Source organism: Paenibacillus sp. 1SOY10, from assembly GCF_056836745.1.
The window spans coordinates 159,186-181,476 of record NZ_JBXENK010000003.1 but is presented as its reverse complement, the minus strand read 5'-3'; the positions used below and the strand labels follow the sequence as shown (position 1 = coordinate 181,476).

The 22,291-nt window shown below is 51.7% G+C and carries 23 protein-coding genes; 10 read left to right on the top strand and 13 right to left on the bottom strand.

Annotated elements, in window-relative coordinates:
• The first annotated feature begins 50 nt into the window (after positions 1-50).
• The 3 genes from AC1VOR_RS11680 to AC1VOR_RS11670 all read left to right on the top strand — a co-directional run bounded on the left by AC1VOR_RS11680 (position 51) and on the right by AC1VOR_RS11670 (position 2,536).
• On the top strand, positions 51-929 hold the full coding sequence (locus AC1VOR_RS11680; RefSeq protein ID WP_059050158.1) for a carbohydrate ABC transporter permease: 879 nt from the start codon (positions 51-53) through the stop codon (positions 927-929).
• The gene (locus AC1VOR_RS11675; RefSeq protein WP_482617979.1) at positions 929-1,759 is read left to right on the top strand and encodes a carbohydrate ABC transporter permease; all 831 of its coding nucleotides are present in this window, start codon (positions 929-931) and stop codon (positions 1,757-1,759) included. Before AC1VOR_RS11680 ends, AC1VOR_RS11675 begins: the two co-directional genes overlap by 1 nt.
• A 144-nt stretch (positions 1,760-1,903) precedes the next feature.
• The gene (locus AC1VOR_RS11670; RefSeq protein WP_482617977.1) at positions 1,904-2,536 is read left to right on the top strand and encodes a polysaccharide deacetylase family protein; all 633 of its coding nucleotides are present in this window, start codon (positions 1,904-1,906) and stop codon (positions 2,534-2,536) included.
• Between the two features lie 58 nt (positions 2,537-2,594).
• Here AC1VOR_RS11670 and AC1VOR_RS11665 read toward each other — a convergent pair whose 3' ends face one another.
• The 8 genes from AC1VOR_RS11665 to AC1VOR_RS11630 all read right to left on the bottom strand — a co-directional run bounded on the left by AC1VOR_RS11665 (position 2,595) and on the right by AC1VOR_RS11630 (position 10,361).
• Positions 2,595-3,218, bottom strand: a complete 624-nt coding sequence (locus AC1VOR_RS11665) for an alpha/beta hydrolase (RefSeq protein ID WP_482617976.1) — start codon at positions 3,216-3,218, stop codon at positions 2,595-2,597.
• Positions 3,215-4,165 carry a ring-cleaving dioxygenase gene (locus tag AC1VOR_RS11660; protein ID WP_482617975.1) on the bottom strand — a complete coding sequence of 317 codons (951 nt, stop codon included), beginning with the start codon at positions 4,163-4,165 and terminating at the stop codon, positions 3,215-3,217. Before AC1VOR_RS11660 ends, AC1VOR_RS11665 begins: the two co-directional genes overlap by 4 nt.
• Before the next feature lie 37 nt (positions 4,166-4,202).
• Positions 4,203-4,835: a nitroreductase family protein gene (locus AC1VOR_RS11655; protein WP_482617974.1), complete on the bottom strand. Its 633-nt coding sequence runs from the start codon at positions 4,833-4,835 to the stop codon at positions 4,203-4,205.
• Positions 4,836-4,874: 39 nt separating this feature from the next.
• Positions 4,875-5,273 (bottom strand): DoxX family protein, encoded by a 399-nt coding sequence (locus AC1VOR_RS11650; RefSeq protein ID WP_482617972.1) that lies wholly within the window; start codon positions 5,271-5,273, stop codon positions 4,875-4,877.
• A 108-nt stretch (positions 5,274-5,381) separates the two neighbouring features.
• Positions 5,382-5,831 carry a MarR family winged helix-turn-helix transcriptional regulator gene (locus AC1VOR_RS11645; protein WP_482617970.1) on the bottom strand — a complete coding sequence of 150 codons (450 nt, stop codon included), beginning with the start codon at positions 5,829-5,831 and terminating at the stop codon, positions 5,382-5,384.
• Between the two features lie 101 nt (positions 5,832-5,932).
• Entirely contained in the window at positions 5,933-6,622 is a 690-nt protein-coding gene (locus AC1VOR_RS11640; RefSeq protein ID WP_482617969.1) for a copper homeostasis protein CutC, read from the bottom strand.
• Between the two features lie 12 nt (positions 6,623-6,634).
• A complete protein-coding gene (gene rlmN / locus AC1VOR_RS11635; protein ID WP_482617967.1) occupies positions 6,635-7,687 on the bottom strand; it encodes a dual-specificity RNA methyltransferase RlmN in 1,053 nt (350 codons plus the stop codon).
• 88 nt (positions 7,688-7,775) lie between these two features.
• Positions 7,776-10,361, bottom strand: a complete 2,586-nt coding sequence (locus tag AC1VOR_RS11630) for a DUF2339 domain-containing protein (RefSeq protein WP_482617966.1) — start codon at positions 10,359-10,361, stop codon at positions 7,776-7,778.
• 330 nt (positions 10,362-10,691) lie between these two features.
• On the opposite strand from AC1VOR_RS11630, the gene AC1VOR_RS11625 reads away from it, so the two are divergent.
• A complete protein-coding gene (locus AC1VOR_RS11625) occupies positions 10,692-11,846 on the top strand; it encodes an MGDG synthase family glycosyltransferase (RefSeq protein WP_482617964.1) in 1,155 nt (384 codons plus the stop codon).
• An 87-nt stretch (positions 11,847-11,933) separates the two neighbouring features.
• Positions 11,934-12,470: a phosphatase PAP2 family protein gene (locus AC1VOR_RS11620; RefSeq protein WP_482617962.1), complete on the top strand. Its 537-nt coding sequence runs from the start codon at positions 11,934-11,936 to the stop codon at positions 12,468-12,470.
• 107 nt (positions 12,471-12,577) lie between these two features.
• Here AC1VOR_RS11620 and AC1VOR_RS11615 read toward each other — a convergent pair whose 3' ends face one another.
• From AC1VOR_RS11615 to AC1VOR_RS11600, 4 genes are all read right to left on the bottom strand, one after another.
• Positions 12,578-14,272, bottom strand: a complete 1,695-nt coding sequence (locus AC1VOR_RS11615; RefSeq protein ID WP_482617960.1) for a methyl-accepting chemotaxis protein — start codon at positions 14,270-14,272, stop codon at positions 12,578-12,580.
• Between the two features lie 137 nt (positions 14,273-14,409).
• Entirely contained in the window at positions 14,410-14,688 is a 279-nt protein-coding gene (locus AC1VOR_RS11610; RefSeq protein WP_482617959.1) for a hypothetical protein, read from the bottom strand.
• On the bottom strand, positions 14,689-15,324 hold the full coding sequence (locus AC1VOR_RS11605; RefSeq protein ID WP_482617957.1) for a class I SAM-dependent methyltransferase: 636 nt from the start codon (positions 15,322-15,324) through the stop codon (positions 14,689-14,691). It abuts the gene before it with no gap.
• A 38-nt stretch (positions 15,325-15,362) separates the two neighbouring features.
• A complete protein-coding gene (locus AC1VOR_RS11600) occupies positions 15,363-17,015 on the bottom strand; it encodes a bifunctional metallophosphatase/5'-nucleotidase (RefSeq protein WP_482617955.1) in 1,653 nt (550 codons plus the stop codon).
• Positions 17,016-17,206: 191 nt separating this feature from the next.
• On the opposite strand from AC1VOR_RS11600, the gene AC1VOR_RS11595 reads away from it, so the two are divergent.
• The 4 genes from AC1VOR_RS11595 (at position 17,207) to phnE (AC1VOR_RS11580) (ending at position 21,024) form a co-directional block, all read left to right on the top strand.
• Positions 17,207-18,211, top strand: a complete 1,005-nt coding sequence (locus AC1VOR_RS11595; protein ID WP_482617953.1) for a phosphate/phosphite/phosphonate ABC transporter substrate-binding protein — start codon at positions 17,207-17,209, stop codon at positions 18,209-18,211.
• A gap of 355 nt (positions 18,212-18,566) precedes the next feature.
• Complete coding sequence (gene phnC, locus AC1VOR_RS11590; RefSeq protein ID WP_482617951.1) at positions 18,567-19,370, top strand: phosphonate ABC transporter ATP-binding protein; 804 nt, start codon at positions 18,567-18,569, stop codon at positions 19,368-19,370.
• On the top strand, positions 19,367-20,188 hold the full coding sequence (phnE, locus tag AC1VOR_RS11585; protein WP_482617950.1) for a phosphonate ABC transporter, permease protein PhnE: 822 nt from the start codon (positions 19,367-19,369) through the stop codon (positions 20,186-20,188). Before phnC ends, phnE (AC1VOR_RS11585) begins: the two co-directional genes overlap by 4 nt.
• Positions 20,185-21,024: a phosphonate ABC transporter, permease protein PhnE gene (gene phnE, locus AC1VOR_RS11580; protein WP_482617948.1), complete on the top strand. Its 840-nt coding sequence runs from the start codon at positions 20,185-20,187 to the stop codon at positions 21,022-21,024. The genes phnE (AC1VOR_RS11585) and phnE (AC1VOR_RS11580) overlap by 4 nt, the downstream gene beginning before the upstream one ends.
• Before the next feature lie 70 nt (positions 21,025-21,094).
• Here the strand turns inward: phnE (AC1VOR_RS11580) and AC1VOR_RS11575 are convergent, their stop codons facing one another.
• A complete protein-coding gene (locus AC1VOR_RS11575) occupies positions 21,095-21,589 on the bottom strand; it encodes a glutathione peroxidase (protein ID WP_482617947.1) in 495 nt (164 codons plus the stop codon).
• A 235-nt stretch (positions 21,590-21,824) separates the two neighbouring features.
• Here AC1VOR_RS11575 and AC1VOR_RS11570 point away from each other — a divergent pair, with 235 nt between their 5' ends.
• The gene (locus AC1VOR_RS11570) at positions 21,825-22,244 is read left to right on the top strand and encodes a MarR family winged helix-turn-helix transcriptional regulator (RefSeq protein WP_482618317.1); all 420 of its coding nucleotides are present in this window, start codon (positions 21,825-21,827) and stop codon (positions 22,242-22,244) included.
• The last annotated feature ends 47 nt before the right edge of the window (positions 22,245-22,291 follow it).

Sequence of the window (22,291 nt, the reverse complement as noted above, 5' to 3'; positions counted from 1 at the left end):
ATGAGGTGATCAAACCTTATGCTGCCCCAAGCTATAATGGAGTGTGAGACATGAAGACAAAATCAATCAAAAGCTTGTATTCCTATTACCTCGTGCTGCCAGCGTTGTTGATCTATTCGATCTTCTTCGTCATTCCTGCATTTGCGGGCTTTTACTATTCCTTCACCGACTGGCGGCTCGATCGTCTGACCATCAATTTTATCGGTTGGGAGAACTTCACGAAGATTTTCAATGACAAGACGCTTACGCTCGCACTGAAGAACACCTTGATCTTTGCCGTAGTCACCGTACTAGGCAAAAATCTGATCGGGATACTGTTGGCCGTCGGATTGAACATGCGTTTGAAGACGAGAAACCTGCTGCGTGCTATTTTCTATTCCCCTTCTATTCTGAGTATTCTGGTAATCGGGATTGTGTTCACCCCGATGCTGCGTACTGAAGGTACGGTTAACCGCCTGTTAGAAGCTATTGGGCTGCATGGACTTAGCCAGGCCTGGCTAACCAATCCAGCGATTGTTATCTGGACGATTGCTATCATCTCCATTTGGCAACATGCGGGCTTCCAAATGGCTATCTATCTGGCTGGACTGCAATCCATCTCCCAGGATTATTACGAAGCCGCCACCATTGACGGGGCTAACTCCTGGAATAAATTTACGAACATCACGTTGCCGCTACTGTTGCCGGCTATCAATATCAACTTGATGCTTACCTTAATCGGCGGGCTCAAGGTCTTCTCCGAAGTATTCGTATTGACGGGCGGTGGACCCGGAAATGCCTCACAGGTCGTGGGTACGATTATCCTGCGTTCCTTTGGCGAAGGCAGTTGGGGACTTGGGACTGCGATCAACACGCTCTTGTTCGTAGCCGTGACCATCATCGCTATCCCGCTGCTGATCTTCATGCGACGTAAGGAGGTCTCTGAATAATGGGATTCACACGCAAACTGGCAATACGCAACTATATCGTGGAGGCCTTGCTGCTGCTGGCTTCACTACTGATTATCTTTCCCATCCTGATCATGATCTTTGGCTCCTTCAAGACCAGCGCCGAGGTACTCAGCTTCTCCCTGGCACTTCCGGAGAAATGGATGTTCTCCAACTATGCACGGGTGTTTGAAGAAGGGGGTATTCCCCGGGCCTTCATGAACAGTTTAATCATTACCGGGATTTCGTCGATCATCAACATTATCGCCTCTTCGGCTGCTTCCTTTATTCTGGCTCGCCGGGATACGAAATTTGCCAACACCTTGTACATGTATTTCTTCATGGGCCTGATTGCTCCCATGTCGACGATTACCACGATTCGCATCGTGCAATGGTTGGGCTTCTACGGAAGCATGTCCAGCGTTATTCTGATCTACGCTTCCCTGAACACCGCATTCAGCGTGTTCCTGTATAGCGGATTCATCAAGACGATTCCGAAAGCGCTCGACGAGGTCGCTTTCCTGGAAGGAGCGAATGTGTTCAGTGTATTCTTCCGCATCGTCACACCACTGATTCTGCCGGTAAATGCTACGGTAGCCATCATGGTATTCATGTCAGTGTGGAACGACATCACGATTCCTTTGTACTTCCTAACGGATAGCTCCACCTGGACCATGCCGTTATCGATTTATAATTTCTACGGCAAATACAGCCGGGATTGGAATCTCATCTTCGCCAACCTCGTGCTCACCTCGCTGCCGGTATTTATTCTGTATCTGTTCGGACAGAAATACATCGTCAGCGGCTTGACCGCGGGTGCGGTGAAGGGATAATCAATTTGTAAAGAAACGCGGGTCATGGAGAAATCTTCATGACCCGCGTTTTTGGCATAATTTATTAAATACCTATGATAAGATGAAGCAAACCACCTATGACAAGACTACGAATCCATTCATATTAAAAGGAGTTGCAGCCGTATGTCTTCGAGCTACGATGTTATTACCCGTGTGCCCACTATTGAAAAGGCCGTGGCTTTCACCTTTGACGATGGTCCTAATCCACTGTATACCCCACAGGTGCTGGATATCTTCGCAAAGTGCCAAGGGAAAGCGACCTTCTTCATGATTGGTCAACAGATCGAGCAGAACCCGGACACAGCAGCAGCCGTCCATATCCAGGGCCATGAAATCGGCAATCATACTTACTCTCACCCCAGCTTACCGGAGATTTCCCCCGAGCAATGCCGCGAGGAACTGCAGCGGACAGAATCCCTGATTACTCAAGTGACCGGAAGCAAGCCTCATGTATTTCGTCCCCCTTATGTGGCTTTCAGTGAGCAAGTTGCAGCCATTAGCCGAGGGGAATTTGGTTATCCAGCTATCGGAGCCGTGAACGGCGCAGCTACCGACTGGGAGATGCCTGGTGTACAGCATATCGTTGAGAAGACTCGGGAGGAAATCCAGCCCGGAAGCATTTTGTTGTTCCACGACGGCTTCGGCGATCGTTCGCAAACGATTGAGGCGGTACGCATCCTGACGGAAGATTTGACTGCCGAAGGCTATAAGCTGGTAACCGTCAGCGAGTTGTTAAAGTTGGCAGGTATGAATTAGCTTTATACCTAGTGCCGCAGCTCAATGCACATGCTGCTATCGATCTAATATTGCTACCTTATTTAGAAAAATTCCGTTCAAACCAATTCGCTGCAGCCTGGACTTCCGTCTCGGTCAGTTGATGGCCGTAAGGTTCCCAGTGTACCTCTACCTGGGCGCCTGCCGCGCTTAACAATTGATCCAGTTCCTCAGTCTCTTCAGGAGGGCAGATTCGGTCCTGCCGTCCAGCGCCGATAAATACCGGGAGTTCCTTCATTTCAGGCAACTCTATCCCACGGCGCGGTACCTTGGGATGATGCAGGCTGGCTCCCCGCAAAGTGCCGGGATGATGAAATAGCAGACTCGCCGCAATATTTGCCCCGTTGGAGTAACCAATAGCTACGATGTGATTTCGGTCGAAGCCATATTGGGCTGCTGCTTCATCCAGAAAACCATGCAACTCCGAGGTCCGAAACAACAAGTCTTCTTCATCAAATGCTCCGTTAGGAAAGCGGCGGAAAAAGCGGGGCATACCGTTCTCCAGTACATTTCCTCTTACGCTGAGGATAGTGGATGAAGGAGCGATTAACTCAGCCAACGGCAGTAAGTCCCGCTCATCTCCACCTGTACCGTGAAGCAACAGCAATATCGGCCGCTTGGAAGCATCCCCTTCTGCTGCCGACCTAAACAAATGCTGCATCATGACAAATCCTCCTTCAGCACCCGTACTTCAAACGGGTCCAGATTTTGTTCAATGGCCTGACGATGCGGCTCGTACCACGCAGGCAACATCAACTTCTCGCCCAAATGCTCCGGTGCTTCGTCATTGGCGAAGCCGGGGGGATTTGTGGCAATCTCAAACAAGATTCCGCCTTCTTCCCGGAAATATAAGGCGTGGAAGTATTGCCGGTCGACCACTGGCGTCGGACGATAGCCATACCCGGCCACATGCTCCCGCCAAGCCTCATGCTCGGTAAAGTCCTGTGCCCGCCAGGCAATATGGTGAACAGTTCCTGCTCCCCCAGCTCCGTATTCCATGGGTTTCACATTCACATCGATGATATCGCCAAGTTCACCCCCGGCCTTGAAGCGGACATAATATTCGTCCTCAGCAAGCTTGTTCAGGCCCAGCACCTTCTCCAGCAAATGTGTCGTCTTCTCTGGCGCGGCGCTGTATAGAACAGCACCTCCGAAGCCCTTGATTGCATGACTCTGAGATACGCCACCAAAGCTCCAGGTGCTGAGAGGTCCTTCACTACGCTCAACGAGTTCAAGTTGCAAGCCATCGCGGTCCCGGAAATGTAGATAAGCTTCTCCTAGCCGCTCCACTTCCGTTGTCGAGATGCCGAATCGTTGTAGACGGTCACGCCAAAAATCCATGCTTCCTACAGGAATAGCGTAGGTGGTAATCCCCACCTGACCTGCTCCGACCCGGCCACGGCGTGCCCCCCGTGATGGAAAGAACGTGATAATTGTGCCCGGATTGCCGGACTCGTCGCCAAAATAGAGATGATACACCTCGGGAGCATCAAAATTTATCGTTTTTTTCACTAATCGTAACCCGAGCACTCCCGCATAGAAATCCACGTTAGCTTGAGGGTCAGAAGCAAACGCCGTAATATGGTGAATGCCCGAAGTTGGCCGTATCATCTGGATTCCTCCTTTTTATATAAACCATGAATGTATATTAGAAGCGGTTATAGCTGACAAATTCGCCAACCGGCTTCCGGTAGCCGCGCTGGCGCGGGCTGGAATTGTCTTCCTTGCCAATGGCAATCATCATCGCCAGAACGTAATTATCCGGTACATGCAGCAGTTGGCTCATCGCCTCTGGATCAAAGCCAATCATTGGACAAGTATCCCAGTCCCTGTCCTTGGCAATCAACATCATCTGCATGGCAGAGAGACTTGCACTGCGTATGGCTTCATCCCGCATAAATTCCGCTCCGCGGCTCTCGTAGAAACCAATGGTATCTGTAACCAATGCGTCGTATTCCTGCTTACTAAGGATGCCTAAATTCAGCAGTCCCTCATTCATCGTAGCCACGTCTTTATGTGCATCCAGCTTGCCTAAGACGAGAATAACTGCCGATGCGGTGCGAACCTTATATTGCTTGGCTGCAGCCTCATAGATCCGTTCCTTCATCCCGGGGTCCTTAACCACGACATAATGAGTGTGTTGCAAGTTGAAGGCGGAGGGGGCGAATTTGGCGAGATTGAAAATCTCATTCAGTTCCTGATCTTCAATCTCTACGCCGGTCACAAATTTGTTGGCTGAGCGACGGGATTTCACAATAGCGGTAAAGTCATGTTGATTCATGTTCTGATTCCTCCTGGGATATGGTAGCTAGTATATTTCTTACAATAACGCATCAAGGGAATAGCTGCCTGCTCCGGTGAAGGCCAAGCCAAGAGACACGGCGATAATGAGTAAATTATATTCATATCCGTTGCCCGTCGACCAGAAGCCGTTCTTGGCATGCACGGTGAAGATCGCTACCAACATGGTCAGCATAAGCAATACGGCTCCAAATGGAGTGAACAAGCCCGCAGCAATCAGCAATCCACCGCCAAATTCGGACAATCCGGCCATCACGGCCATAAGCACTCCTGGCTTCATGCCCAGTGATTCCATCCAGCCCCCCGTACCTTTGGGACCGTAACCCCCAAACCATCCAAACAGCTTCTGCGCACCATGCGCCATCATCGTCAAGCCTAACACCAAACGAATAATAAGTAATCCAGTATCTATGCTCATCTCCATAAACTCCTTTATTATAATATAATATCAAGATTCTTAAAATTAAGATATTAGTCGTAAAAAGCGGCCGCCCGAACCTGTTTCGGCTATGTGAACTTGCCCGGGCTATTTATATCCCTCCTGAGCTGACCTACCCAGTTTCTTCAATAGAGTTGCGGTAATCTCCCGTTCCTCAGGGGATAGTCCGCTAACCGCCTGCTCAATCACTTGGGTATGCTGTGGAAATACCTCTTCAATAAATTCTCTGCCCTTCTCCGTAATCTCGGCATAGACCAGACGGCGGTCCTCTGCGCAGGATTGGCGCGTTACAAACTGCTTCTTCTCCAACTTGTCAACAATATACGTAATGTTACCACTGCTCATCAACACTTTGTTGCCAATTTGCTGAATCGGCTGGCGTCCTCGATGGTAGAGCAGCTCCAACACACCAAATTCGGTTCGGGTTAATCCATACTTGCGAATCGCCTGATCGCTATGGGCATGAACCCACTCGCTGGCTCGGGACAATACAACGAACAGATGAAGTGCATCATTCTTGTCTCGGTCGCGGCTCATCAATTACTCACCTCCGTGGCCATTCACTTATCTCGATTTAATTTATCTTTATATTAAGATAATTCAAAATCAAGCGACTGTCAAGTCGCCATTTAAAATATCTAGTAAAGTTTCAACCGACTGGACAACGCACTTAGTCTATCCGTGTCGATGGGAGACAAGCCTTTTCCCCCGAAGCGGATATCTGAACCGAAGTGAACTTCCGTGACCTGTGTATCGGTAATGAAACGGTCCACCGTTTCCAGTGTCAGGCCGTAACCTGCCAAGATGGTCAGTGAGCGGCCGTCGGCCAGTTCCACCAATTGCCTGATCTCGGAAGTCGCTTGCGGTGCAGGCAAGGGTCCACCTGAGGTGAGCACCCGGTTCACTTGGGGGTATTTCAACAGGGTATGTAAACCTTCCGGGAGATCCTTCAACTCGTCAAAGGCACGGTGAAACGTCACATTCAGGCCCCCCGCTGCTGCCAATATTCTTGCCAAGGCAACCTCATCGATCTGTCGTTCTTCCGTTAAAGCTCCAAACACAATACCCGCGGCTCCTGCATCTTCCACCGCCCGAGCCTCTTCCTCCATGGTCTGGATATCTGCTTCACTGTATACAAAGGAGCGGCTATGCGGCCGCACCATTACATGAACCGGGATATTTACGGACTTGACAACTTGGCGCACCAAGCCGATGCCGGGCGTCAAACCGCCCTCCGTTATCGCCGTAATCAGTTCCAATCGATCCGCTCCATGAGCTTCCGCGACGACCGCATCCTCCGCACAGGTTGCAATGACCTCCAAAATCATACTTTCACACTCCTAGCTGCTAAGCTGCTTACTCCGTAATTGACCGCAAGCCGCATCGATGTCGGCGCCATGCTCCAGCCGTACGCTGACGCTAAGCCCCTGCTTCTTCAGCACGTCGTAGAAGGCCAACACCGAGCTATGTTCACTCCGCTGATATTGTCCATGTTCATCGACCGGATTATAAGGAATCAGGTTAACGTTGACGAAGCGTTCGCCAAGCAGCTCTGCCAGTTCGAGAGCCTGTTCCTGGCCATCATTAACGTCCTTGAGCAAAATGTACTCAATCGTTAACCGGCGCCGGGTCTTATCCAGATAATAATCAATCGCAGCCATCAGCTTCTCCAGCGGGATAGCCCGATTAATCTTCATGATTCGCGTGCGCAACTCATTGTTGGGAGCATGAAGCGAAATGGCCAAATTCACTTGCAGATCAGAATCCGCAAACTCTATAATCTTGTCGGCCAGGCCGCTCGTCGATACCGTGATATGACGCGGTCCGATCGCCAGTCCCTTGGGATCTTGAATTACGCGCAGGAAGTCGGTGACATTCTCATAGTTGTCGAAGGGTTCACCGATACCCATGACGACGATATGAGTGACCCGCTCGTCTTTACCCTGGCGATCCAAATGCAGTTGCACCTTCATCACCTGCTCCGCAATCTCACCGCTAGTCAGGTCCCGGCTCTTCTTCAGTAGCCCGCTAGCGCAGAAGCTACAGCCAATATTGCAACCGACCTGCGTCGTTACGCAAACGGACAGACCAAACTTATGGCGCATCAGCACCGTTTCGATGAGATTGCCATCCTGTAGCCGGAACAGAAATTTGATCGTCCCGTCCACCGACTCCTGACGGACGTGCTCCTCCAGCGTTTCAATGGCAAAATGCTCCTCCACCAGCCGGAGACAGTCCGGGTGAACCTCATCCATCTTCCCGAACGTCGTCAGCCGTTTGCGGTACAGGCTATCCCACAGCAGTTCGGCCCGCCCTTTTCTATGTCCATGATTCAGCAGCCATGCAGCAAGCTGATCCCTTGTTAATCCATAAATTGATTGTTGTGTGTTCATGCAAGTCCTCTTTCTAGCCTATCTTGAATTTATCCTCTCATTATACAGAACCTGATTACCTGATTGCCACAGGTAAAAAAGCGCACGCTTATTCCGTCACATCTTGCCCTTCTGGCAATTGAGCCGGAGGTTGCTTCTGATCGGACGCGCGGTCCCGTTCGTCCAGACGATTGGATACCCGCTGGTACATGTAGGAAATGCCCAATAGCAGCACGCCAAAGCAGAAATAAGCGATAATTTTGCTGCCGAGCGTGAGCAAGGACAGGTCGTACAGCAACATTTTCCCCGTTGAGAATAAGGTCAGGCCAAGGCCCATCCAGCGAATCTTCACATATCTGCGGCTAAAGCCATACACAATGTAACCTACGGCCAGCAGTAAGTACACGAGACTGAACGCTAGCCCCACATCTCCAAGCTGGAACTGAACGCCGAGAAAGGCCGTAATTACCGCAAGTAGATACACGCCCAGAATGAGTGGATATAACTCAGTGCTCTGGTAATTACGGTTAAGCGCGGCAAATAGTAAGTCACGGCCGCTAAAGAAGGCGACGATGTTGAAGGCAATCAGCACGATCAGAGCGATATATTCTGCTGCGCCATTATGAGCCGACTGCTCGGCCAAGGTCGGCAGACCCACCGTGATAGCAAAGTTCAATAACAGGCTTAGACCATGCAAAGACAAAGCGTAATATTTGACAAAACGGTCATAGAGCAGTGGGATTTTGGCCAGTCCATACGCCATTCCCATCGTGACCCCGGCAATCAGCAGCATTCTATACAAATCGTAATGACTGGCATATCCAGGCACAACACGTTCATAGACGTAACCTACTTCATAGAGCAGGTACAACCATAGATTCACCAGCGCTATATATTTAATCGCACTCAAGCCAGTATGCTCCGAATGCAGATAACGGCTGGCCTCCTCCTCGCCGCGTAGGCGGAAAGCGTAGAATACAGTAAACAATAGAATGCCCATAGAAATATAGCTGTATTGCATGTTGAAATCCGTTGTACTGATGGCACCAAACAGATGACGGATATAATCAATCCAGAAGAACGCGACCATACATAATAGCATGATCCCCCAACCGGCGCGTTCCACTGCCTTCTGTCGGCTGCGGCTACCAAAGATAGAGAGTGCCAGCCCCTCCAGCAGCCAGCCAAGCGATACCCAGCGGATATCAAGCTGGAATGGAATCATAAGCAGGGCAAAGGTTAGCCCGGTGCTATAGAACAAGACCCGAGCCGCCATTTCCCGCGCAAGTCTTGTCTGAGTGAACCGCCCAAGCAAAGTAAAGACAATACAGAAGAGCAAGGCCAGCAACCCGCGGAATTCAGTCCAATCCGCTTTGGCAATCAAGCCATACAGCGTCCCGCAACTGACCATCGTATTTAAGGCTAGCAAGGCAAAATCCCACCAGGTCAGCTTGGAGCCGTAACGGAAAGGGACCCAAAGCGTGATGCCGATGTACATGACAAAAGCCAGAACGACATGAAGTATAGCAATGCCTGCCTGGTCAGCCAGCCAGGCCAGTGCAATCATGGACGGAGCATGGAATAAGAAGCTGATGTAGCTGACGATCGACCATTTTTGCCGGAACGAGACCAGCAGAATTAGCGCATTCAGCAGGAGTAAGTACCCCATGGCTACATAAACGGCATTTCCCGTCAATCCAAAGGCGCCCATATAGGAGAACAGTGGCAAATATCCACCGATTAACCCGAGCGAGCATATCGTCCGCGACTGATACCTCAAGGATAATAGCACGGCAAGCGCCGTAATCAGGACGGACGCAACCAAGCCCACGGATAAACTGATAATCTCCAGCAGAAAATAACTGTAAAAGACGGAGCCGTAAAGGACGGACACGCCGCCGCCCAGCAAGCCCAGAGCAAAAGCCCCCTTGCCCTTGCGATGCAACCATTCGCCGCCAGCCAGCATAAGCGCACCCAGCAGGAAGAAGACCAGTCCCTTCATATATCCATTGAACCAGGTCAAGTAGGTATAGCGAAATGCTGCGCCCACGCACAGAATGATCAGCAAGATGCCGATTCGGTTGATCCAGTTCAGACCGATCTTCATCTCCATACGATTCTGCCGCTTGCGACGCTCCATGGTCTCCTCGTCGATGCCTTCCTCGGCCAGTTGATCATATCCAATCCGGGCGGACTGACGAATGCGTTGCTCTTCCTCCCGCCAATGCTGGCGATGCGCAGCAATTCGCTGGTCCAGCTCTGTGCCGAATTCCTTCAGTCGAGTTTGAATTACGGCCTTGTCAGCCGCAAGTTGTCTCTCCGCTTGGTCATATAGATGATCCAGCCGATTCTTGGCCATGGTCTCAAGGCCTGACAGTCGGTTGCCATGGGTGTTCCCTTTGCCTGCGAAGTATGTATCAACTTTATGGCGAGACAGCGAGAGCATGCCTAGCTTCTCATCCAGCATTTGCTCGGAGAGAGCCCGCCGAAGTTCCTGATTCTCCCGGTCCAGATGGGATAATTGCTCTTGCAAGGCATCTGCCCGCTGACGATACTCTTCATATTGCCGCCGCAGCTTTTCGTTCTCGCGAATACTCTCGTCTGCCTCCACTTCCGAGACCAACGTTCGGTATTCTTTCAGTATGCGATTTTGTTCATCCTGAAGCTGGATAAGCCTCTCCTTGAACTCCTTCATATCATCCCTCCACTACGGCTTAAATGCTTACTTCCGCATGATGTTATTTTCCATTATAACGGTTTATGTCGGATTTATGTCGGAATTGACTAGAGTTTTGCTTCTGACTTAAAATTTTTGGTCCTTACCGGTGGATTTACCCCAGGTTAACATTTGAACCTACCTCCGTTGAAACGGGGATAACAATAAGACACTAAAGTGATAGGTATGAGCCCTGCATATACTGATAGAGGTTGTTCAAAAGGTCAACTCTTATATCAAGCTTTGTTAACTCACATTAATTGTGGTGAACGTGTTTTTATCTAGGGATGGAAGGGCGGGCAACCCGATATGGAGCATCAGGCGCATATTGTCATTCTGACTGCCGGATACGGCAACGGTCATATCCAGGTGGCGCGTACGCTGGAGCAATCTTTATACCGCTTCGGTGCTGCCTCGGTCAGCATCATTGATCTGTATCATGAAGCTCACCCGGGCATGAACACCTTATCGAGGCACTTGTATTTATATAGTCCATACTTCTCGGCTTATGGCCTGGATTATTACGGATGGAGCTACTATGCGACCCGTAATCTGGAGCAGACCAGTGCACTGGCAAAATGGGGCAACCTGCTTGGCATGAAGAAGCTGATGACCATTCTTAAGGAGCAGCAGCCAGATGCCATTATCAGCACCTTTCCCTTCGGAGGAATCTCGGCTCAGTTGAAGAAGCACGGCATTCACGTGCCGCTATTCACGGTCGTGACCGATTTTAGCCTGCACAACCGTTGGCTCTTTACGGAAGCGGACCGCTTCTACGTGGCCACCGAGGACTTGAAGCGCGATATGGTGCGCCGGGGCGTACGTCCGGAAGCTATAACCGTCAGTGGCATTCCCGTCCGGGAGCCGTTCTACGAACGAATAACAGAGCCACCGCTTCATGTGGCACAGCCGATCAAGCTGACGCAAGCCCGCTCCGTGCTGGTCATGATGGGAGCTCACATTCCCTTGCCGGATATTCAACTCATTGTGCGTAACCTACTGGCCATGCCCGAGGAGATCCATGTCGATGTGATCTGCGGTGGCAATGACAAGCTGAGACGGCGCCTGCAGCACCGCTTCAGGGACCACAATCGGCTGCGCCTGTTCGGTTATGTGGAGGCTGTCCATGACCGCATGCGACAAGCATCCTGCATCATTACCAAGGCCGGGGGCATCACTCTCTCTGAGGCCATTCAAATCGGCACGCCGATTATCGTCTATAAGCCCTTCTCCGGCCAGGAGCGGGAGAACGCGCGCTACCTGGAACGCAAGGGCGCAGCCGTTATTGCTTCCTCCACGCGCCGTCTGGGTGAACAGGTGCAGGAAATCCTCTGCTCCACCGTGAAGAGAGAGCAGATGCTGCGGCAATATGATGCGCTGGCGGCCGGTCATGCCACCGACATCATTGTGAATGACGTCCTGCGGCTGGCAGGTCAATGGACCATCCTTGCTGGAAGCCGCTAAGCCGCCATATAACATGATTATGGTCGGTGAACAAACAGAGGCTACTTTGCCTCCCCTAATCTCAAACATGGGAGTGACGTGGTACACATGAGACATCGTTATTATCTCAGGCTGCGTGAATATGATGATCGGCTGTTCTGCTGGTGCAACCAGTCTATCAGCCACCCTCTGCTGGATCGCCTTCTCAAAGCACTTACCCATTTGGGCAGTGCGGCGTTCACGGTCCCGTTCGCCATCTCGGTAATTCTGTTCACCAACGGAATCTGGCAGCGGGCGGGGTGGCTCAGCTTATCGGCTCTGATTATCAGCCATATGCTGGCTGTACTCATCAAGAGAAGATTTCAGCGGGTACGCCCTTACGATGTACTGGCACAGGCGAAGATGTCCATCCTCCCGCTAAAAGATTACTCCTTCCCTTCCGGGCATACCACCGCCGCCTTCTCCACGTTCATTCCCTTTCTCTTCGTGGCGCCTTCGCTAACTCAAGTTCTGCTGCCGCTCGCTTGCATGGTCGGTCTGTCACGAATTTATCTTGGTGTTCATTATCCTTCCGACGTGTTGGCCGGGGCCATAGTCGGGACCCTGACTGCCCTCGCGCTTGTGCTTGGTGCAGGAATAGCCTAAGCATGACATAAAATGAAAATGGCCCGTCTGTGGCTGCTATTAGGCAGTACAAACGGGCCATTTTGTTCATGGAGATAAATTTTGGGGTTGACATTTGCGCGGGCGTATTATGCCTGAATTTTAAATTTGCTCAGCGCCTGCTGCAACTCATTCGATACTTGCGATAACGAGACGCAAGAAGCATTGATCTCGGCAATTGAAGCTAGCTGATTGGACGAAGCCCCGGTTACCTCTTGCGAAGCATCCCCTGCCGCACGGGCAATATCGGCAATCACCTGCACGGACGCCGTGACTTCCTGAATGCCCGCAGACATTTGCTCAACCGTCGCGGCAAGCTGCTCAATCCGATCAGCAATCTGTCCGCTGGAGGCAGCGATTCCCACGAAGCTGCGGTCTGTCTCCCTTGTCAGGGACAATCCGGTTTCGACCTCCCGGATAACCTCATCCATCGCAGCCAGCGATTCCTTGATGTCCGTATCAATCTCGGTCATCACCTCGGCAATGCGGCCCGACGAGGCCTCCGATTGCTCGGCCAGCTTACGCACCTCTGAGGCTACCACCGCAAATCCCCGGCCTTCTTCGCCGGCACGGGCCGCTTCAATGGAAGCGTTCAGCGCCAGCAGGTTCGTCTGACGGGAAATCCCTTGAATGATCCCTACCATCTGGGCAATCTCCTGGGATTTTTCGTTCAAGAGACGAACCAATGAGCCGCTGGCCTGCACGGAGCGGTCAATGGAATCCATCTGCTCCACGGTGCGGCGAACCTGGTCCCCACCACCTTCGGCATGCTGTCTGGATTGCCCGGCCAGTTCGGCCGCATCAGCAGCATGCTCGGCAATTTGCTGGATGCCGACCGCAATTTCCTCCATGGCCCGAGCATTCTCGGCCATGCTTTGCGTCTGGTCCTCGGCCCCGGCGGCCACCTGCTCGATGGATGCGGCAATTCGTGCCGAGTCCTCTGTAGCCTGTTCCGCCACTTGCTGCAATTGCCGGGCTTCCTCCGCCATTTTGTCGGAGGTAAGCTGTCCCTGCCGCACAAGCTGCTGCAAGCTGGCGCCCATTTGGTTATACCCTGCGCTAAGACGTCCAATTTCGTCCTGGGCCGGGTCATGTACTACCGTGGTGAAATCGCCAGCCCCGGCTTTACCCATAGCCTCTGTAACGCGGCCTAACCGTTTGCTAATTCGTCGCATATAAGCGAGCACGATTGCCACGGACAACACCACCGCAATCAGGCCAACCACCGTATTGTAGCGAGTAAATGCCGCTTGAATGATTTCAATCTGCTCCTGGGAGGCCCCTACATAAAGAATGCCGATGACCTCGCCATTCTCTGCCTTAAGCGGTTCATAAGCCGCTTGATACGGACGGCCCAGTACCTCAGCTTCGCCATAGTAGCTGTTGCCTTGCTTCAAGACAACCTCACCGACCTGATCGGACACCTTCGTTCCGACCACCCGCTCGCCTTCCGCCAGTATATTGGTGGATACCCGGGTGTCTCCCCGGAATATAGTGACCGTATCCTCGGTCAATTCCCCAATCTCGTCCACCAGCTCAAAGTTGCCACTGATTTCAACATCACCTTTGTAGAGGCTTTCCCCCTCTACATGCCAGCTTCCTGGGTATTTGCTATCGACATAACGGCTAGCCAGCCGGACATCACTTTTGGCCTTGGCGGTGGCGAACGTTTTAATCCCGCTCTCCATCTGCCACATCGCTACCAATCCCACGCTACCGGCGACCAGCAGTACAATAATAATTACGATAAGACTTATTTTAGTTCCGATGCTTCGTATTTGCACATTGGTTGCCCCCTAACTAGTATGTTCCCATCATAAAGCCAAGCCTTGCAGATTTGTAGCAAAAGAAAGCCCAGCGCCCCCAATATTTAGGGCCCCGGGCCGATTTTATTTAACCATAGGTCTTTTTTTCTCCAGCATTAATCTGCATAGCCTGCCAGGCCCTTCTCGGTCAAATAATCCATCTCCAAATCGAGGATGGTCTCGACCGTCAGCTCATCCAGTTTGACATCCCGGCGGCTAAGTACATAGTCCACCAGTTCGTCTCCGTCGATGTCCACTTCGTCCTTGGCCTTCTGATGCGCCTGGTCAATAAAGTCCGTCTCATACTTCAGCACCAGCCGGATGTTCTCCACACTGGTCTTAATGCGTCCAGCAATATATTGAACCAATTCTTGCTCATTAATAATATCGCTCATCTAAATCCCTCCTCTCTCATCAGGTTCTATCCGATAGAAATATATTTTCGTACGGTATAGGTCACTGCAGGTGATCTCGTGTGCAGCCCGCCAGCCCGGTAGTGCAAAGCAAATGCTTACCACCCAGGCTCCATCCGCCAGTCTTGATCTTAGGATCGGGTCCAACCGCTTCATGGCTCCGGGATATAAATAACAAACGACCGCCACCGCTTCCTCATAGCCGTATTCATAAATATCTCCACGAAGCAGCCGTATATTCCGCACAGCATTCAAGCGGACCGTCAGCCGGGAAAAGAGCCATGGAAGGATGGAGTTCTCAATACCGATAATCTGCCGCTGCGGGAAGGAACGAGCAAGGTCCATCGCCAACGCCCCCCAGCCCGATCCTGCTTCGACAATCGTCCCATGCCCCAGAGGAACATCAAGTTGCCTGAAGCGGCCATCCGCTGTATCAGGTGCCGGGGTCCGCAGCAACCTTCGTAGCTCCCTCACGGCTGCACGCCGTACCACCGCCGGGCTGGGCATCGGTGAAATGCCGTTACGCCAGCTTCGGTACACTATGGATAGGGCCGCCAGCAAGGCAACTCCCAAAATAACGGCCGATACCGCCGGGCTGATTGTTTCACTCAGACTCATGACACGTGCCCCTTCTTCCTTGTCCTGCTGTGCCTATCTTACCAGATCACGCCCACGCCTTGCACGGTGACTTGCCAATTTTGGTCGCATCTGGCCACAATCGTTCCGGTTCGGACAATATAATCCGCCACTAATTCCGCCATGTCCTGCTGAATCTCCCGAATGATCGGCTTACCCCGGTACATTTCATAGTCCCCTCCGCCACCTGCCCGATAGTTGTTCATAACGACATCCACTTCGGCCTCATCCGCCAGCGGAGCACCGTGATAGTTCAGCTTGACCACCCGCTCCCCGGCAGGCCGATCCACCGCAAGCTCGTATTCGATGCCCTCCCACATATCATAGTTGTAATGCTGAGGTTTTGGGTCCATATACTGCGGATTAACGGCAACCTGCCCCGCTTCGCCAACTACGAAATAATGAGCTGTTTGCTCTAATGCAGCACGGATATCCTTTCCCGTTAAACGGAGAACGGTTAAAGTATTCGGGTACATAAAATTCGTTAATACATCACGCATGGTGACATGGCCCTGGAAGCCGCCCGATTGCTCACTCAGCAGCGCAGCATTGGATATATCTACTCCGGCTGCCTCCATCTGTACCCGGTTCACGAATTCCATGAACGGGTGATCAGCCAAGCGGCATTGCACAGGACTTGCGATACTCATATCTCCATCTATAAGGCCGATGGATTGATCCAGCCAGGTCTGTGTCCCCGCCTCCATAGGGGCAATCCATTCAAGCACTTGCTTATCAGCGGGAACATCCCCATCGGGAACGAGAAGCTCCGCGGTCTTGCCCTTCATGATCCACTTGCCTTGATGGCGCTGGAACCGGACCAGTAGCTTGCCCAGGGCTTGTCCATTACAGCCGGGCTGCACTACGGTCACCCCCGCTATCTCACCCGCAATCAATCGATGCTGATGACCGGTGATCAGAATATCGATTCCCGGCACCTCTCGGCACATAGCTGACCCCTGGTTCTCCCCGGTCAAGCGTTCGCTGGGCTCCCCGGTGTCCAGATCACATTCGAACCCGCCATGATAGCTGACAATTAGTAGATCGGGCTGCTCCTCTTCGCGAATGCGGGGGACCCAGACCTTCACGGTCTCCAGCGCATCCCAAAATGCCCAGTCAGCGATATGCCGAGGATTCTCCCAGTTGGGAATGTAATGGGTAGTCACGCCCAAAATAGCAACTCGAATCCCTTCTTCTGTCGTCTTCATGATATAAGGCTTGCCAAAAGCCGGCTCCCCACTCCCCGCTTCAACAATGCCTGCCGATAACCACGGGAACGTGGACTGCTCCACTGCCTGACGAAGCACCTCCGGACCATAATTGAACTCGTGATTGCCTGGCACGGCCGCATCGTAACCAAGCTTATTCATCACTGCAATGGCCGGATGCATTTCCTCCTTCCGATATTTTACAAAGTAGGAGCATAAGGGCGTTCCCTGAAGGGAATCCCCGTTATCCAACAGTAATCCTCCGGGATGGCGCAAGCGCTCGCGGCGAATAAGGGTTGCTAGCTTGGCTAGCCCTCGTTGTTGCTCATCGGAAGTCCGATAGTCGGTCGGGTAGATGGAACCATGAACATCACTAGTTGCTAGAATTTGAAAGATTAACTCTTCTGAACCCGCTGCATTGGTTAGTGCTTCGATAGAATGATTCATCGTTTTATTTCCGGTCATAGCCTAGCCCACCTTTATATCCGGGATATATGTACTATCCCATTCTACCAAGACTAGTTCATATTTATGTAAAAATGACTATAATTGCAAATTTAACAAAAGGCTGTGTTATTTCTGACGGAGTGATAACAAAAGTCTTTTATAGTATTCACATAATCTACATATAACCAAAAAAGTGGAGGTCATCCGAATTGAAGAAGATTACGAAGTTCATTTTACCCCTATTTCTGACTTTTTCCTTTGTATTGGGGGCTTGTGGCAACACCGCTCCGGCCAATAATGGCGGGAATGCATCCACTGGAAGCGGACAAACAAACTCCGCAGCAGCCAATACAAACACAGGGGCAGCAGAACAGCCCATGGATGCTGGCTATGTTCCAGAAACCCTGACCGTTCAGTTCGTTCCTTCGCAAAATGCCGACACGCTGGAAGCCAAGGCCAAGCCATTGGAGAAGCTGCTGACCGACCGTCTGGGCGTTCCTGTAAAGGTCAGCGTATCGACCGATTATAACACGATTATCGAGGCTATGGCCTCCAAGCAAGTGGACGTTGGCTTCCTGCCTCCTACCGCTTATGTGCTGGCGAAGGAGAAGGGCGCTGCCGAGGTTATTTTGCAGGCTCAGCGATATGGCGTTCAGGATGATACCGGCGCTCCTACGGATGAACTGGTGGATTTCTACAAGTCGATGATTATCGTCAAGAAAGATTCCGAGATTCAATCTATTGAAGATATGAAGGGCAAAAAAATCGCCTACCAAAACGTAACTTCTTCTGCCGGTTATGTATGGCCCGCTGGCGCGCTGCTCGCTGCCGGACTGGACCCGCTGTCCGATGTCGAAGCCATTACAGTCAAGGGGCATGACCAAGGCGTCATTGCCGTTTTGAACGGCGATGTCGATGCCGCGGCGATCTTCCAGGATGCACGCAACACGGTAAAGGCCGACTATCCGTCCGTATTTGAAGACACTCGCGTCCTGACCTACACCGAGCCGATTCCCAATGACACCATTTCCGTACGCTCCGATATGAGTGCCGAATGGGTGCAAAAGTTGAAGGATGCCTTCATTGATATCGGCAAGGATGAGGAAGGTCATCAAATCATCTCCGATATCTACACTCACGAAGGATATGTAGAGTCCAGTGACAGCGCCTTCGATACGGTTCGTGAGTTTAACGAAAAAGTGAGAACTGAGTAGTTCTAGGGGGCCTGTCACCCGCAATCATTTCATTCTCGTTAATTCCTTAGCTTATGCCGCAAAGACCATCAGAGAGCGGCGAATAGATGATGCCGGCCAGTCGGAGTGCCCCCGCGCTCTCGGCTGGCTGTGCGTTCTTGTCAGACTATTTTCTATAATGCAAGTTCAAAAAGTTGGGTTTACAGGACCAAGAAGGTTGGATGAAGCTGGGGACTGAGTAGCGGAGCGTAGACAGATCTACGTGAGCAACGGATGGCTCGGCTGAATTCAAGATTCGATGTCGAATTTACTCCATGAACAACTCCGTCCTGGGAAGACAACTTTTTGAACTACCTTTCAATAAAGGAGTTTTTCTGTGATTGAATTACGTGACGTCTCAAAAACCTATCCGAACGGCACCAAGGGGCTGGACCGGATCAATCTGCATATAGATCAAGGTGAATTCGTTGCCGTTGTCGGACTATCCGGGGCTGGTAAATCCACCTTGCTGCGTTCCATGAACCGACTGCATGATATATCATCAGGCGATATCATCATTGGTGGCAAATCGATTACCCGAGCATCCGGCAAGGAGCTGCGCATGATTCGCCGCGATGTGGGCATGATCTTCCAAAGCTTCAACCTGGTGAAGCGTTCCTCCGTCTTACGCAATGTGATGGCTGGACGCGTAGGTTACCACTCTACGCTGCGCACCTTGCTCGGCCGCTTCCCCGCTGCTGACGTGGAGCTTGCCTTTCAGGCGCTGGATCGCGTCAATATCGTGGAGAAGGCCTACGCCCGAGCCGATGAACTGTCCGGCGGGCAGCAACAGCGGGTAGCCATTGCCCGCGTGCTCGCCCAGGAAGCGAAAATCATTCTGGCCGATGAGCCGGTAGCCTCGCTGGACCCGCTGACCACCAAGCAAGTTATGGACGACTTAAAGCGAATTAATGTCGAGCTTGGTATTACCACCATCATTAACCTGCATTTTGTCGATCTGGCCAGGCAGTACGCCACCCGTATTATTGGTCTGCGTGCAGGGCAGGTGGTGTTCGACGGCCCGGTGTCCGAGGCCACCGATGAACGCTTCGCGGAAATTTATGGCCGCCCTATCGATGATGAAGAATTACTGGCAAGCCGTTTGCCAAGCTCGCAGGAACTGGAGGCCCGGGCCCGATGAGCATGCATCCGCCGCATCAGAATGGCGTTCAGGCCGGTAACAGCCCGCAGCGCCCGGCAGCACCCAGCAAATTAAAGCACTATTTGACGGGGGCCATTATTCTCCTGCTGCTCTGGGGTAGCTCAATTAATACCGAAGCTACGCTGGGCACGCTGATTCATGGCGCTCCTAATATGCTTGACCTCTTGCGAGAAATGTTCCCGCCGAGATGGAGCTATTTCGACAACATCGTGCCAGCTATGCTGGAGACGATCCGCATGGCACTGGTCGGAACAACCTTCGGTGCCATCCTCGCCGTGCCGGTAGCCCTGCTCTGTGCCAGCAACCTTAGCCGCAGCGCCTGGATTTATCAGCCCGTCCGCTTCGTACTTAACCTGGTACGGACGATTCCCGATCTGCTACTTGCCGCTATCTTTGTGGCCATCTTTGGCCTAGGTCCCTTGCCCGGCATGCTGGCGTTAACCGTCTTCTCCTTTGGGCTGATTGCCAAGCTAACCTATGAGTCACTGGAAGCGATTGACCGGGGTCCTCTGGAAGCCATGACCTCTGTTGGGGCATCTTCCATCCAGCGCATCTTCTTTGGCGTAGTGCCACAAATTCAGGCGCACTTTATGTCATACGTGCTGTATGCCTTCGAAATTAATGTCCGGGCTGCCGCTGTCCTTGGACTCGTCGGTGCCGGAGGGATCGGCCACTATTATGAAGTCACACTTGGATTTCTGGAGTACGACAAGACGTGCGTCATTATTTTGTTCACGCTCGCGGTTGTCCTACTCATCGACTATGTAAGTACCAAATTGCGGGAGAAGCTGCTATGACGACAAATACGCCCCATACGCCAAATAACACCCCTTCCACGAACTGGCGCCATAAAATAATCAAGCCGAAAAAGAATCGTTACCGCTGGCTAATCTACCTGCTGCTCGCCTTGGTCTATATTTGGGCCTTCGCAGGTATCCCTTTGAATGGAATTAAGGAAACGGCAGGGCAAATTACCCGGTCAATTTTTACCGGACTTTTCTCTCCGGATTGGAATTACGTCTACTTGCCAGACGGTGAAGACCTGCTGCGAGGGTTGCTCGAAACGTTGAGCATCTCCATCCTGGGCACTTTTATTTCGACTGTAATCTGTGTTCCATTTGCCTTCTGGGCAGCGACCAATATGAGTCGGACCCGCTGGTTCTCCGGCTCGGGCAAGATGGTGCTAAGCTTCGTCCGCACCTTCCCGGAGATTGTCATGGCTTTGCTGTTCATCAAGGCCGTGGGACCAGGATCATTCGCTGGTGTACTGGCTCTTGGGCTGCACTCCGTCGGCATGCTAGGCAAGCTGTTCGCCGATGAAATCGAGAATATGGATCAAGGACCTACAGAGGCGCTACTCGCCGCTGGTGCCAACCGCCTGCAAATTATGTGGTTCGCGGTGCTGCCACAGGTGTTACCCGGCTTCCTCTCCTATACCCTGTACCGCTTCGAGATCAACCTCCGCTCCGCTACAATTCTTGGAGTTATTGGAGCCGGCGGAATCGGCACCCCGTTAATCTTTGCCTTAGGCTCCCGGGACTGGGATCGCGTCGGCATTATCTTATTGGGAATCATTGTGATGATTACGATCCTCGACCTTGTCTCCGGCGCCTTGCGCAAGAAGCTGGTATAGCTCTGTGAAATATAACAGCCTCGCCTCTGTACGACACAGAAGGCGAGGCTGTTTGTTGGCTGCAGCTATCCTATACGTTCGCTCCGGCACCAAGCAATTCGCGGATATGCGCTTCAATGCTGGCCGGTTCATCCGCCGGGGCGAACCGCTTGACAACCTGTCCTTGGCTATCGACCAGGAATTTGGTGAAATTCCATTTGATCGCCTTGGACCCGAGCAAGCCAGGAGCTTCCTTGGTTAGATGTTGAAAGAGCGGATGTGCATTCTTACCGTTGACATCAATCTTGGAGAACAATGGGAACGATACACCAAAGTTCAACTCGCAGGCCTGTGCAACCTCTTCGTCCGTTCCCAATTCCTGATTAGCAAATTGGGCGGAAGGGAAGCCCAGCACGGAGAAGCCTTGGTCCTTGTAAGTATCATGCAGCTTCTGCAAGCCCTTGAACTGAGGGGCAAAACCACACTTGGTAGCCGTATTCACAATCAACAGCACCTGTCCCCGGTAAGGCTCTAACGTTTGTACTTGACCTTGAATTGTTTTCACTTCGATATCATAGAGAGACATATTTACTACCTCCACAAATTAATTTAGCGTAATTCAATTGTATGCAATTTAATTAGCAATGTCAAATCCCGAGGCATCACTCTCAGGTGACTCCTTTACTTGCTGTCTTCAGGGATGCTATAATGACTGCACCACAAATAGATTGCATACAATTAAATGGCAGGTGAGGAAAATGCAACTGAATGAATTAACAGGGCAGGACTTGACTACCCAGGAGTTGATTGAGGGCGGACTGATGAAATTAGATAATCAGTTATGCTTTGCCTTCTATAGCTGCTCCAAGGAAATTATGAAGCTGTACCGGCCGCTTCTTACGGAGCTAGGCTTGACATACACGCAATATATTACGTTGCTCTCCTTGTGGGAACAAGATGGCGTCACCGTCAAGGAACTCGGGGCCAAGTTGGCGCTGGACTCGGGAACGTTAACGCCCTTGCTCAAGAAGCTGGAGGGCATGGAACTGCTCACTCGTACCCGCGACAAATCCGATGAACGCAATGTGATCATCCGGTTAACCGACGCAGGAGCCAAGCTGCAAGAGAAAGCATGTACGGTTCCTCTGCAATTGTTCGCGGGTACTCAGGTCACCCTCGAAGACGTTACGGCCATGCAGCGACAAATTCAAGACTTCCTGGGCAAGCTTGGCAATGAATGAAGCAGCTTGTTATTAATAGGCCATAAATTAAAAAAGGCAAGTCAGGA

Excerpts from the sequence above, each read along its gene's own strand:
- AC1VOR_RS11645 (WP_482617970.1), bottom strand. The coding sequence starts at position 5,831 with ATGAGCCGCGACCGAGACAAGAATGATGCACTTCATCTGTTCGTTGTA.
- AC1VOR_RS11675 (WP_482617979.1), top strand. The coding sequence starts at position 929 with ATGGGATTCACACGCAAACTGGCAATACGCAACTATATCGTGGAGGCC.
- AC1VOR_RS11680 (WP_059050158.1), top strand. The coding sequence starts at position 51 with ATGAAGACAAAATCAATCAAAAGCTTGTATTCCTATTACCTCGTGCTG.
- phnE (WP_482617948.1), top strand. The coding sequence starts at position 20,185 with ATGACGACAAATACGCCCCATACGCCAAATAACACCCCTTCCACGAAC.
- AC1VOR_RS11640 (WP_482617969.1), bottom strand. The coding sequence starts at position 6,622 with ATGATTTTGGAGGTCATTGCAACCTGTGCGGAGGATGCGGTCGTCGCG.
- AC1VOR_RS11610 (WP_482617959.1), bottom strand. The coding sequence starts at position 14,688 with ATGAGCGATATTATTAATGAGCAAGAATTGGTTCAATATATTGCTGGA.
- AC1VOR_RS11650 (WP_482617972.1), bottom strand. The coding sequence starts at position 5,273 with ATGAGCATAGATACTGGATTACTTATTATTCGTTTGGTGTTAGGCTTG.
- AC1VOR_RS11605 (WP_482617957.1), bottom strand. The coding sequence starts at position 15,324 with ATGAGTCTGAGTGAAACAATCAGCCCGGCGGTATCGGCCGTTATTTTG.
- AC1VOR_RS11570 (WP_482618317.1), top strand. The coding sequence starts at position 21,825 with ATGAAATTAGATAATCAGTTATGCTTTGCCTTCTATAGCTGCTCCAAG.
- rlmN (WP_482617967.1), bottom strand. The coding sequence starts at position 7,687 with ATGAACACACAACAATCAATTTATGGATTAACAAGGGATCAGCTTGCT.
- AC1VOR_RS11660 (WP_482617975.1), bottom strand. The coding sequence starts at position 4,165 with ATGATACGGCCAACTTCGGGCATTCACCATATTACGGCGTTTGCTTCT.
- AC1VOR_RS11630 (WP_482617966.1), bottom strand. The coding sequence starts at position 10,361 with ATGAAGGAGTTCAAGGAGAGGCTTATCCAGCTTCAGGATGAACAAAAT.
- AC1VOR_RS11655 (WP_482617974.1), bottom strand. The coding sequence starts at position 4,835 with ATGAATCAACATGACTTTACCGCTATTGTGAAATCCCGTCGCTCAGCC.
- AC1VOR_RS11670 (WP_482617977.1), top strand. The coding sequence starts at position 1,904 with ATGTCTTCGAGCTACGATGTTATTACCCGTGTGCCCACTATTGAAAAG.
- AC1VOR_RS11620 (WP_482617962.1), top strand. The coding sequence starts at position 11,934 with ATGAGACATCGTTATTATCTCAGGCTGCGTGAATATGATGATCGGCTG.
- AC1VOR_RS11600 (WP_482617955.1), bottom strand. The coding sequence starts at position 17,015 with ATGACCGGAAATAAAACGATGAATCATTCTATCGAAGCACTAACCAAT.
- AC1VOR_RS11665 (WP_482617976.1), bottom strand. The coding sequence starts at position 3,218 with ATGATGCAGCATTTGTTTAGGTCGGCAGCAGAAGGGGATGCTTCCAAG.
- AC1VOR_RS11575 (WP_482617947.1), bottom strand. The coding sequence starts at position 21,589 with ATGTCTCTCTATGATATCGAAGTGAAAACAATTCAAGGTCAAGTACAA.
- AC1VOR_RS11625 (WP_482617964.1), top strand. The coding sequence starts at position 10,692 with ATGGAGCATCAGGCGCATATTGTCATTCTGACTGCCGGATACGGCAAC.
- phnE (WP_482617950.1), top strand. The coding sequence starts at position 19,367 with ATGAGCATGCATCCGCCGCATCAGAATGGCGTTCAGGCCGGTAACAGC.